Origin of the sequence: Sphingobacterium faecale, from assembly GCF_016746095.1 — a bacterium.
Classification (GTDB): domain Bacteria; phylum Bacteroidota; class Bacteroidia; order Sphingobacteriales; family Sphingobacteriaceae; genus Sphingobacterium; species Sphingobacterium faecale.
Window position 1 is genome coordinate 1 of the sequence record NZ_JAERTY010000013.1, and the last position, 12975, is coordinate 12975.

A 12975-nucleotide genomic window follows, 5' to 3' on the forward strand; every position below is an offset into this window, starting at 1 on the left:
TTAACTTTATTGAGGTCAATCATAGCGGGATAAACAGTTAAATATTTGAATTTAAGATACTTAAATATATAACCATGCCCACTATATTGCAAATTTTTATACCAAATTATTAATCGAACTCAGGTTTTTAGCTTTTTCCATTCTTAACTGTACGACATAGGCGTACAGTGTAGTACCGTAGGTAGCTTTGAAACTTTGCTTAAGCTTCTTTTCATTCATAAAAAATATCTTTGCCAGTTCTGCACTTGAAGGTGGGGTGTCTAGATTTAGTGTAAGATAAGATTTTATTTTTTCTAAACTGTCGGATGGCTGGGATGCGATTTCAGGAATATTTTCTCCATACTGTGTCTGTTGATGTATGGTAAATAGGAGCTCCCGCAACTTAAGTTTAAAAAAGTGATATCTATGTTCAATTATATCTTTACTGTTTATCATATCCTCCATAATCTGTAGCATCTTAAGATCTATACAAAGAGTTTCATTGGGTCTGTTTTCTGGTGTTCCAGACAGGATATATTGATGGAAACTATCTTCATTTATCCAATCTTCATATTTTATGAGATCGAAATAAAAATCGATGGACATTTTTATTATGATATAATGTAGCGCCTCTCCTGGTTTCACAATGAGAACGCCTCCACCTCCTTCTGTATCTAAGAAGTTTCGTTGTAACATTCCCGCCCTATGTGTATAAGACTCATTACCTGCTCCATTTTTTACACAAGAATTACCCCCGAGATAGAAAAAAAAACGAACGTGTGGAGTCTCTGCAGACCAGTTATTGGTAAGAATAGTAGCTGTATCTATCTGGGCCTCGACAATATGTAATCCCACCGAATGAAAGATGTCACAATGTATCGACACTTGATGCTGTTTGTAGCTGAACACTCTATGTATCAATACATCTTCCTCTATATGAGTTCTTTCCACTATATCATCATGTATTATTTTGTCTATCTCAATAATCTCTGATCTCAATCGCATGCCTCTATTTCGCTATTTTTTGTCCTGTTTATCACTATTTGTTAATCGGCATAGTAATTACATTTGCGAAGTTATTTATAATTAATCTAAATACCAATAGTGTTGTCAAGAATGAAAATAGATTTATCTGAAATCAAACAAGTGGTTTGCATATCCTTGATGTTTTCAATATTATTTACAAGTACCTCACTTTTTGCACAATCATCAAAAAGAGATGGAGCAAAGATTATCGGATATGTCAAGGATGCAGATGGAAATGCTGTGCCCAGTGCTACTGTCTATGTTTTAAATACAAGATACAGTACTCAAGTTGACAAAGATGGTCATTATGTCCTGATGGTAGCTTCAGGAGAATATGAGGTGATGAGTTCTGCAGTTGGGTTTATAGCGCAGAAGAAAAAAGTATCTATAGGTCGAAATGAGACTAAACATCACCAATTTGTTTTGAAAGTAGACCCGAATACAGCGATAGAGCAGGTTGTGGTCAGTGGTAAATCTGCAATTCAAGAGGTCAGGGAGACTCCTTACAATGTTGCTGTATTGGACGCTACGAAATTTCATAACTCGTCTATGGAGCTTTCAGATTTATTAAATAGAGCTTCGGGGGTTAAAATTCGACAAAGTGGAGGATTGGGATCTGCCACGTCTGTTAATTTGAACGGTTTTTCTGGCAGACATGTGAAGGTATTTATTGATGGTGTACCTATGCAGGGAATGGGATCTGCATTTCAGCTGAATAATATTCCTGTTAATTTGGCTGAACGTATTGAAATATATAAAGGGGTGGTTCCGATTGAATTGGGCTCAGATGCTTTGGGAGGAGCAATCAATATTATTACCAATAAACGTAATAAATCCTATGCAGATGTATCCTATTCTTATGGATCTTTCAATACGCATAAGACTAATATCAATGTTGGATACGCAGCAAAGAATGGATTTACGGTCCAATTAAACGCTTTTCAGAACTATTCAGACAATAACTATCGCGTCTATACCCAAATTAAAGACTTTAAAACCAGCAATTTTACGATGGATAGTGTATGGACAAGGGCCTTCCATAACAAATACCATAACGAAACAGCTATTTTAAAGACGGGATTTGTGAATACGAGCTGGGCGGATCAATTTCTTATAGGTGTGACTCTTGGTAAAGAATATTCTGATATTCAAAATGCCAACACTATGAAAATAGTATATGGCGAAAAATCGAGAAATGGTAATACTGTAATGCCCTCGTTAACCTATTCTAAGAGAGGTTTATTGACCGAAGGACTGGACGTTATATTAACAGCTAATTATAATCATAACTATAATCAAAATATAGATACTGCATCAAGAGAATACAACTGGCTCGGTGAGTATCGAGAAACTAAAAATGTTGGTGAGGGGAGTAGATCGTTAGCCAAGTTTTACAATGACAATGCTGTTGCTTCATTAAATGTGATCTATAAAATAAATAATCAGCATAGCTTCTCATTTAATGATAACTGGTCAACTTATGAACGTAAAAATGCAGATAATGTAGCGATCAAAGATGAATACTCTAAACCGGAGGATAAAGCAAATAATTATAAAAATGTAGCTGGTCTATCCTATAAATTTAATTACAATAAACGATGGGTCTCTACTGTTTTTGGGAAGCATTATAAGCAGAAGACATCAGGAGTAGTCAATGCGGGGGAAAGTGAGTCGTTTCCAACATGGAAAAGAGTAACGGCAGAAGCTAGTGCTTTTGGCTACGGGGTGGCAACTACTTATTTTTGGAAAGATTTTCAATATAAAGTCTCCTATGAAAAAGCATTACGGATGCCCTCCGACTCCGAGATTTTAGGCGATGCGCTATTAGAGCGAGCGAATGCTGAGCTGAGACCGGAGAGAAGTAATGGCGTAAATATTGGTGCATCTTATCAAAAGGATTTTAATGAAAATCATGCTGTTTATATTGATGCGAGTGGTTTGTATCGCGATGTCCAGGATTTTATTCGTCGTACTATCGTACAACGAACCGGAGAAGCGCAAAATGTAAATCACGGGAAAGTGCAAAATTTAGGGCTGAATTTTGAAGGGAGGTATTATTATAAGCGATTTCTATCAGTAGGGGGGACCCTAACCTATCAAAGTCTTATCAATAAAGAATTGTATACTAATTATGGGGATAAACAGTTGTCTGCGACTTATAATGACCGTGTGCCTAATCAGCCTTATCTATATGGTAATGGTGAAATTGAAATGCGCTTTCAGGGTATTCAAGAGCCTACAGATTTACTAACCATAGGCTATAATTTAAACTATGTTCACTCCTTTTATAGAGAATGGCCAAGTTTAGGGGATGTCAATACTAAACACACCATTGACGGTCAATTATCTCATGATTTTACAGCTTCCTATGCTATGAAAAATGGACGTTATAATATCGCATTGGAGGCAAGAAACTTGAGCGATCAACGCCTATATGATAATTATAGTCTACAAAAACCGGGACGTAGTTTTGGTGTAAAACTTCGATACTTTTTTATGTAATCTAATAAATAATTGAAATTAATAAATTATAATATGATGAGTTCTAAAAACAATGTATTCAGAGGTGCTATTGCATTATTATTGTGCGGTAGTATAATTAGCTGTTCAGATAAGAAAGTTTTCGATGAGGAGCGTGAGTCTAACGATGTCGAGTTCTTTATTTCAGCTTCTGAAAGTGAAACTGCTAGCTATTTATTAGCTGTGCCAGATATCACCGCAAAAGAAAAGTTAACTATTAAAGGTAAGGGGATGGAGTCTGATGCATATGGCTCTTGGTTATTCCCAACGCCTTACGTTGGTATTGGACTACAATACCGAAAGGGCGATCCTGGTATCGGTATCGGTATAGCTTTAGGGCCCAACGGTAAAATTATAAAAAGTGGTAGCGAGTTTCAGATTGTTTCAAGATTTACAACTTATGGTGTCTTTCAAGAAAAAGTATTATCTGTTGTTGAAGGGATAGTTCAGCGGGATGATAAAGGTAATATGGATAATACCAAGTTGTATTCTACCTTCAATTTTATCGATCCTGCTGATAATAATGCCGTTACTACGATAACGAAAAGTACAACAAACTTAACTGGTAATGGTGAGTATTCAATTTTATCAGGAGTAGTTCAATTTGGTGCCAATAACTTTTTAACAGCACTTGTTCCGAGACAATTTAAAGAAGGCTTAGATAGGAATGGAAAGCCTACATTAGTGATGAGTGACACGCAATATCCGGATTCAGTTTGGATCGCATCATTTGACAAAGATCTCAAGATGACCAAATTGTACGGAGATGATCGGATTAGTTACGCTGCAGGAAGACACCGCTCACAATTCTATAATACAATAGGTGGGGATGACGAGGGAAATCTTTATGCCTTCGCTCCCAAGAACGCGATAACATCGAAGGCAAGCGGTGTGCTTAAAATCAATAAAGGCGCTTCAGAATTTGATAAAAATTACTACTGGAATCTTGATGAAGAGGTCGTGAAATCCGGTATATCAAGTAGTCCTTCTTTTAATAGAATACATCATGTAAAGGGAGATTACTTTATTGTAGAATATCTTATAAAGGGTAGTAACCCTATCGAAGGCGATGTCCCTAGCTCTAACGCGCTTGCGATTGTCAATGTCCGTACAAAGGAATTTAAATGGGTAAAAGATATCCCGGATTACAATTACTATCCTAAATTCCATACGCCAATTGCTGACGGTGGTAAGTTTTACGTGCCAGTAAAAGAAGTGGACAAATTACCTGCAATCTATATTATTGACCCTGTCACAGGTCAAGCAGCCAAAGGTCTAGAAGTAGATGCTAAAGATATTAATGGTATCGGCAAGCTTCGTAAAAAATAGGTAGTCCCTTAATAAATGAATATTACAAATAGTAGGAGTAGACCTTCTGTTTGTAATATTCATTTTATATTATCCACAAGAATATTAATTATGAAATGTCATTTTCTTATAGCCCTATTTTTAGCGGCTTGTTACTTCAATACCTCTGCTCAGCAGGCAGTCACTTTCAAACATTCTAAAGGCGAAACCAAGGTTTCAGCAAATCCAAAAAAAGTGTTGATTATGGATTTGAGTGCACTTGAAACTTATTACGAATTGGGAATACCGGTTGCAGCGACGGTTGACCAGGTTCCGGAATATTTAAATGAATATAACGATACAAAGTATATACGGGTCGGGAATGTTAAAACGCCAAATATGGAAGCGGTAGCTGCTCTAAAGCCTGACTTTATCATTACTGGAGGTCGAATGGGAAATTACTATGACTCTCTATCTATGGTCGCTCCCACGATTATCTTCGGTACAGACAATGCTGATTTTTGGGGTTCGTTTGAACAGAATGTACGTGATATTGCAAAATTACACGGTAAAGAAAAAATCGGAGAAGCAAAGTTACAAGCTTTGCGGCAGAAAGCTGCTAAAGTGCAAGACAGAGCAAAAGCAGATCCTAAGAAAACAGTGTTAGCAATGCACATGGGCGGGCGCTTGATGCCGAGCGGTCCTAACTCTCGTTTTGGATTCTTGTATGATGCCCTGGATTTAAAACCGGCGTATATACCAGATGCCGAAGCTTCAAATGCCCCTAGAGGTGGAGATCGTCCTCAAGCCCCGAAATTGGCTGATATCAATCCCGATTACTTGTTCGTTTTTGACCGTAACACGGGCATACAAGGAGTTATGCCTGATCCAGCCGATATTATCAATGATGATATCAAAGCGACCGAAGCTTATAAGAATAATAAGGTATTTATTGTTCCAGGATGGATTTGGTATCTTTCGGGGAGTGGCTTGATATCTGTTGATCAAAAGATAACAGATATCGGTGAGAAGCTTTATAATATAACATTTTAAAAAGAGCTAAATCACAATAACAAAGAAGCCCGCTATAGCGGGCTTCTTTGTTATTGTGCGTTTAAGAACATTGATTTCTTTAAAACCAATTCCCTAAAATAAGGGTCTTTTAAATCTTTGATAAAACGTATGGCTTCACCCGTTGATTTCATTTCTGGGCCTAATTGTTTATCTACCTCTGGGAACTTAGAGAAGGAGAATACAGGCTCTTTGATCGCCCAACCTTCAAGTTTGCGCTCGATGGTAAAATCTTTCAATTTGTTTGCTCCCAACATTACTTTGGTTGCGATATTGATATAAGGTACATCGTAAGCCTTAGCTATGAATGGAACAGTACGTGATGCGCGAGGGTTGGCCTCGATAACATATACATTTTCTCCTTTTATAGCAAACTGAATGTTTAACAGTCCTCTTACGTTCAGTGCTTTAGCAAGTTTGATCGAATATGTTTCCATTTTATCCTGTACAGCTTGAGAAAGCTCAAAAGGAGGTAATACCGCGTATGAATCTCCAGAGTGAATACCTGCTGGTTCAATATGCTCCATCATCCCGATGATATGTACATCTTCTCCATCCGAAATAGAATCCGATTCTGCTTCTTCAGCACGATCCAAGAAATGGTCGATCAATATTTGATTTCCAGGAAGGTTTTTAAGTAGATTAACAACTGCTTTTTCTAAGTCTTCATCATTGATGACGATACTCATTCCTTGTCCACCTAATACATAAGAAGGGCGTACCAAAACTGGATAACCGACTTCGTTTGCAACTTTGATTGCTTCTTCAGCAGATGTTGCGACACCATACTTTGGATAAGGAATTTCAAGCTCTTTTAGGAGATCTGAGAAACGGCCACGGTCTTCAGCAAGGTCCATATCCTGGAATGAAGTACCAATTATTTTAACTCCTAGTTTTTCTAGACGTTCAGCCATTTTCAACGCCGTCTGACCACCTAACTGTACGATTACTCCTTCTGGTTTTTCTAATTCAATGATTTCGCGTACATGCTCCCAGAATACTGGCTCGAAGTATAGCTTGTCTGCCATGTTAAAGTCTGTTGATACAGTCTCAGGGTTACAGTTGACCATGATCGATTCGTAGCCACATTCCTTGGCAGCCAATAAGCCGTGTACACATGAATAATCAAACTCGATACCTTGACCGATACGGTTAGGTCCAGAACCTAATACGATGATTTTCTTTTTATCCGAAACAATCGACTCGTTCTCGTCTTCAAAAGTAGAGTAGAAATAAGGAGTATGTGCTGGAAATTCTGCAGCACAGGTATCTACCATTTTGTAAACACGATTGATTCCTAGTTGTTTACGACGGTCATAAACCTCGTCTTCTGTTACATTGCCCAACAACCAGGAGATTTGCTCATCCGAATAACCTTTTTGCTTCAAGGTCATGAAGAAATCGCGTGGAATATTGGATAGCTGGTAGCGGCGTAATTCTTGCTCTAGCTGAACTAATTCTTGAATCTGTACTAAGAACCATTTGTCAATATGCGTCGCTTTACGGATGGATTCTAGAGGAACACCTAGTTCAAAAGCGTCTTTTACGTGGAACAAGCGGTCAGCACTTGGATGCTCTAAACTGTGCATGATATCATCTAGGTTGCGCAGTTGTTTGCCATCTGCACCTAGTCCTGCACGGCCTGTTTCTAGAGACTGACAGGCTTTTTGTAGTGCTTCGATAAATGTACGGCCGATAGCCATAACCTCGCCCACAGCTTTCATCTGAAGACCTAGTTCTTTGTTTGCTCCTTTGAATTTGTCGAAGTTAAAACGCGGAACCTTTACGATTACGTAGTCTAATGTAGGTTCGAAATATGCTGAAGTTGTTTTGGTAATCTGGTTTTGTAACTCATCTAAGTTATATCCGATAGCCAATTTAGCAGCTATTTTAGCGATAGGGTAGCCAGTTGCTTTAGAGGCTAATGCGGAAGAGCGTGATACACGAGGGTTGATCTCGATTGCGATGATATCTTCGTTTTCAGGATTTACCGAGAACTGAACATTACAGCCTCCAGCAAAAGTTCCTATCGAACGCATCATCTTAATCGCTTGGTTACGCATATCTTGGTAACACTTATCGGACAATGTCATACCTGGAGCTACTGTGATAGAGTCACCCGTATGTATACCCATTGGATCAAAGTTCTCGATTGTACAGATGATGATTACGTTGTCGTTTGTATCACGTAGCAATTCTAACTCGAATTCTTTCCAGCCTAATACCGCCTGCTCTACTAACACCTCATGAGTAGGTGATGCGTGTAAGCCTCTATTCAAGGCTGCATCGAAATCTTCTTTTTTATGTACGAATCCACCTCCTGTACCTGCTAATGTATAGGATGGACGGATTACTAAAGGAAAACCGATTTCTTGTGCCGCTTCTTTTCCTTCAAGGAAAGAGTTTGCGATTTTTGAAGGAGCTACACCTACACCGATATCAATCATCAGCTGACGGAATTCTTCGCGGTTTTCTGTCTTCTCAATAGCCGCGACATCGACTCCGATCACTTGAACATTGTATTTCTCCCAAAGCCCAATATTTGAGGCTTCAATACATAGGTTTAAGGCCGTCTGTCCACCCATCGTTGGTAATACGGCATCAATCTTTTGCTCTTTTAATATTTGCTCGATACTCTCGCAAGTAAGAGGTAATAGATAGATGTGGTCTGCTACAACCTTATCGGTCATAATTGTTGCAGGGTTAGAATTAATTATGGACACTGTGATGCCTTCTTCTTTGAGAGATAAGGCAGCTTGAGATCCTGAATAATCAAATTCACACGCTTGTCCGATAACAATAGGACCAGAACCTATGATTAAGACAGAGTTAATGGAGGTGTTTCTAGGCATTATTTATTAGATCAAAAAATTAAAATACGAACTTATTGTTATTAACAAAGCTGTGAAAATGCCTTTGAAGAGAAGAGTATTCCGACTGCTTTGTCGGAGTGCAAAGTTATATTTAATTTTTGATATAGTCAAAAATGTTTTGTTAAACTTAGTACCCTATAAAAAGGGTTTTTTGAAATATCTGCCGAAATGGTACATTATTTGCTTTATATTCGGCAATAATTTAAAAAAATAACTACAAATACAACTTTATGAAAAAATTTACTTTAGCATTAGTCGCATTGTTAGTCGCTGGGGCTTCTCAGGCTCAGGACTATAAGAACTCGATCGGTATCCGTCTTGGATCAGGGTATTATGACGTGGTATCTGCATCTTTTAAAACATTCATTAAGCAGCCTGCTGCTTTGGAATTTAACTTAGGTTTTGATTCTGATAAATTTGGCGGAAAAAGTTTTACGAATTTAGCACTTTCTGGTGCTTACCAACATCATTTCCCTATCGGAAATATCGATGGATTCAAATGGTTCGTAGGTGGTGGTGCTGTATTGTCTAATACTTTCTCAGATATTGATGAGGTTAAGGGTTTTAGCGCAGGTATCTTCCCTACAGGGGGTGTTGATTACAAGTTGAAAAGTGCTCCTTTCGCATTTTCGGCTGACATTAGACCTACTATCCATGTTGTAAATGGTGCAGGACACTATAACGGTTTCTACGCTAATGGCGGTGTAACAGCTCGTTATACTTTCTAAGCTAAAAAATATAGCAATAAAAAAGGGATCGCATTCGTGATCCCTTTTTGTTTATTCTCTATTTCTTTAAATGGATATCAAAGTATTTAGCGATCTTGTCGTACATATGGATTCTGTCTTTTCCTCCAACATTGTGCTCATGAGTAGGGTATAGAAAGTAGTCTACTTGTTTGCCCGCTTTTATACATTGTTCTACAAAGTCCATGCTGTGCTGCTGTACGACTACAGGATCTTGGGCGCCGTGTATAATTAATAGGTTGCCTTTTAATTTATCCGCCTTATTTAATAGGGAGGTTTTTGTATAGCCCTCTGGGTTTTCCTCAGGACTATCCATATAGCGTTCGCCATACATTATTTCATAGTATTTCCAGTCCATTACCGGACCTCCCGCTACTGCTGCTTTGAATATGTCGTTATGTTTTGTCATTAATGAGGTGGTCATATAGCCGCCGTAGCTCCATCCGAATATTCCCATGTTTTCACTATCTACATAAGGAAGAGATTTAAGGTATTCTATTCCGACCAGTTGATCCGCCATTTCCGCTTCACCTAGGTTACGATGCGTTATACGTGTGAAGTCCCTACCTCTAGCGTCGGAGCCTCTGTTGTCCAATGTGAAAACAAGGTATCCGTTCTGTGCCATGAACATATCAAAGTAACCTACGCCTCCCAGCCATCGGTCAGTAACGAGTTGAGCATGTGATCCTCCGTAAAGATATAACATAACTGGATATTTTTTTGAAGAATCAAAGTTTGCAGGATAGGTTATTCTAGCGTTTAGAGGTGTTTTGCCATCCGGGGAAACAAATGTCTTGAATTCAATCTTTGGAATGTTTATCTGCCCTATAAAAGGATTCTCAGCCGTTAGTATATTAGTCGATTTATTGTCTTTTTTTGTTATTACATCAATTTTATTAGGAGTGTTCAGGTTGCTGTATTGGTCAAGAATGAAATTCCCACTATCACTGATTGAAGCTTTGTGCGTGCCGTTTGTCTGAGTCAGTTGTGTTGTTTTGCCACTTTTTAGCTCTACTTCGAAAAGCTGGCGCTCCATGCCATTATTGGTTGTGCCTATATAATAAGCTTTTGTTCCTTTGTTGTCAAATCCCTGGAAATCTATTACGCTGACATCGTTATATCCAAGATGACGAATCAATGTGCCTTGTGTATCGTATAGGTAGAGTTGGTTGTAGCCGTCTCTGTCTGTTTGATATAAAAACTGTTTCGGATTGTTTGGTGCAAAAATCAATTCATGTTGAGGTTCTACCCATGTAACCGATTTTTCTTCAAAAAGTGTTTTTACAAGAGCCCCTGTTTTTGCGTCATATTTGTTCAGCTTTAGATGGTCCTGCCCACGGTTTAATACCCCCACATAAATATATTCGCTATTAGGGTCCCATGAAGCCATGGTCAGGTACTGTTCTTTTGGAGTTCCACTCTGTAGTGTGATATAGTCTCCTGTTTGCATGTTAAAAACGTTCAGTGTTACTTCTTCACTTTTCATTCCGGCCATAGGGTAGCGGATGTCTTTAATCGTAGCAACGCGTGTGTCCCACTGGGGTAGCGGATATTTACTGACCATCGTTTCGTCTTTACGGTAGTAAAGTAGTTTTTGATCATCAGGAGACCACCACATCCCTTTGGTTATTCCGAATTCTTGGCGATGCGTAAATTCACTGCCGCTCACAATACCATTCACCGTGTCTTTTGTGACCTGTATTTTCTTTCCGTTTGCAGTTGTGATCTCGATATTGTTGCCGATGAGGTAAGCTGTCTGTCCATTTGATGTACTATACTCTACATTTGTAGCAGTTTTGGGTACACTAGAAGTAATCAGTGCTTCGTTTTTGTTAATATTATAAGTTACGCCATACACACTTTCTTTTCCGCTTACGTTAAATACGAGTGTATTAGCATCCTGCCATTGATACTGTGTAGGAAAAGCTCTTAGTGTGAACTGTTCATTAGGGATCGCTTTTGTTAATGCAGACTGGAGTTCTGTGATCGAAACTAGATCTTTGCTCTGCCAGTTATCTTTTGATGAGCGTATCACTAAGTTTTGATACGAAGCGTCTAGATGTGAAAAAGCATCAGTTCCTTTTAGCCATTTTTGCCCAAATAGATTCTTGGGTGAAAATTTGCTCGGACCGAATACTGTTTCATCTATCGTGAAACTGCGTTGGCCGTAGGCATAAGTGGAGCCGAGTAGTAATAATAACAATAATTTTTTCATCTGTTTGTTTTTTGTTAGATGGAGTCTTTAAGAGGCGTCGCCTACTGGCGAAATTAGGTAATTGTGTTAATATAATTACTAACGTCAAAAATGTTTTACAAGCCTTTTTTTAGTTTAGGTAGCTTTAGCTATGTTGTAAAAGAGACGTTTTGTTTAAGATGCCGTTGAAATGTATTGCTTTTCGCCCGTATTAATTTAAAATTTGTGTAATTTTAATATTATGATTACACAGAAGGTCTCCCTACGGGAGGTGCGATTTTATTCGCCAATTGGTTATTACGAAGAAGAACAGGTCGTTGGAAATGAGTTTTATGTAAGTGTCGACGTGTTTTTTCCTTTCGAGAACTCGGATGCAGAAGACTTAAAGAATACTATTAATTATGAAGAGCTTTATCAGATTCTTCTAGAAGTGATGAGTCCTAAGCGTAAGTTATTGGAGTCTGCATTGGAAGATATGCTTGATTTGATTCTTAAGAGGTTCAATTTTGCACAAAAGGTCAATGTGGTTATCAAAAAGATTAATCCCGCTTTTGGTGGAGACTTGGCAAATTCGGAGGTGGCTCTACTTTTTGAAAAGGACTGATTGACAGGTTTTAGTGTTGTGTTGAATAATTATGACTGACATTTTGTCTTTTCATTTTGTTTGCTTATGTCAAATTGTCTTGTTTTTGGGTTTGGTATTTTTATTGAAATAGACTGGCTGTATAAGTTTAGTATATAATTAAAAAATAAAAATAATTGGAGGACAAGAAAATGGCATTAATTAAATTCCCTACAAAAACAGTAAACACAGACAGTGTGAACCCATTTGTTAATAGTGTATTTGACAATCTTTTTAACGATTCATTTATCTCTGACCGTTTGGTAACACGTGTTCCAGCAGTAAATATCACTGAGACAACAGAGGCTTTTGCAATAGAATTGGCTGCTCCTGGATTACAGAAAACTGATTTTAAAATCAATGTAGATAAGAATATTATCTCTATCAGTGTGGATAAGGTTGAAGAGTCAGTATCCGATGATAAGCTGTACAGCAAAAAAGAATATAGCTACAGCTCTTTCTCTAGATCTTTTACGTTGCCTGAAACTGTAAATTATAGCGATATTGATGCTGCTTATGTGGATGGAGTATTGCAGGTTAAGATCGGCAAAAAAGAGGAGGCTATTGTGGCCAAACGCTTGATTGAGGTTAAGTAAAATAAGTTTTTTAAGCATATAAAAGAGCTCCCAAGGAGCTCTTTTTGTTTTATACAGATCT

At 38.1% G+C, this 12975-nt stretch carries 9 protein-coding genes; 6 read left to right on the plus strand and 3 right to left on the minus strand.

The window, feature by feature from the left end; translation table 11 throughout:
• Positions 1–96: 96 nt before the first annotated feature.
• Positions 97–984 (minus strand): helix-turn-helix transcriptional regulator, encoded by an 888-nt coding sequence (locus tag JKG61_RS20290; RefSeq protein WP_202104844.1) that lies wholly within the window; start codon positions 982–984, stop codon positions 97–99.
• Between the two features lie 111 nt (positions 985–1095).
• Between JKG61_RS20290 and JKG61_RS20295 the strand changes: the two genes are divergently transcribed.
• From JKG61_RS20295 to JKG61_RS20305, 3 genes are all read left to right on the plus strand, one after another.
• Complete coding sequence (locus tag JKG61_RS20295; protein ID WP_202104845.1) at positions 1096–3507, plus strand: TonB-dependent receptor; 2412 nt, start codon at positions 1096–1098, stop codon at positions 3505–3507.
• Positions 3508–3540: 33 nt separating this feature from the next.
• A complete protein-coding gene (locus tag JKG61_RS20300; RefSeq protein WP_202104846.1) occupies positions 3541–4854 on the plus strand; it encodes a DUF4374 domain-containing protein in 1314 nt (437 codons plus the stop codon).
• 90 nt (positions 4855–4944) lie between these two features.
• Entirely contained in the window at positions 4945–5865 is a 921-nt protein-coding gene (locus JKG61_RS20305) for a siderophore ABC transporter substrate-binding protein (protein WP_202104847.1), read from the plus strand.
• Between the two features lie 50 nt (positions 5866–5915).
• Here the strand turns inward: JKG61_RS20305 and carB are convergent, their stop codons facing one another.
• Positions 5916–8735 carry a carbamoyl-phosphate synthase large subunit gene (carB, locus tag JKG61_RS20310; protein WP_202104848.1) on the minus strand — a complete coding sequence of 940 codons (2820 nt, stop codon included), beginning with the start codon at positions 8733–8735 and terminating at the stop codon, positions 5916–5918.
• A 251-nt stretch (positions 8736–8986) separates the two neighbouring features.
• Here carB and JKG61_RS20315 point away from each other — a divergent pair, with 251 nt between their 5' ends.
• Entirely contained in the window at positions 8987–9484 is a 498-nt protein-coding gene (locus JKG61_RS20315) for a hypothetical protein (protein ID WP_202104849.1), read from the plus strand.
• Positions 9485–9542: 58 nt separating this feature from the next.
• Here the strand turns inward: JKG61_RS20315 and JKG61_RS20320 are convergent, their stop codons facing one another.
• A complete protein-coding gene (locus JKG61_RS20320; protein WP_202104850.1) occupies positions 9543–11717 on the minus strand; it encodes a S9 family peptidase in 2175 nt (724 codons plus the stop codon).
• A gap of 220 nt (positions 11718–11937) precedes the next feature.
• On the opposite strand from JKG61_RS20320, the gene JKG61_RS20325 reads away from it, so the two are divergent.
• Together JKG61_RS20325 and JKG61_RS20330 are read left to right on the plus strand one after the other, a co-directional pair.
• Positions 11938–12300 (plus strand): dihydroneopterin aldolase, encoded by a 363-nt coding sequence (locus JKG61_RS20325; protein WP_202104851.1) that lies wholly within the window; start codon positions 11938–11940, stop codon positions 12298–12300.
• Positions 12301–12470: 170 nt separating this feature from the next.
• Positions 12471–12914, plus strand: a complete 444-nt coding sequence (locus tag JKG61_RS20330) for an Hsp20/alpha crystallin family protein (protein ID WP_202104852.1) — start codon at positions 12471–12473, stop codon at positions 12912–12914.
• The last annotated feature ends 61 nt before the right edge of the window (positions 12915–12975 follow it).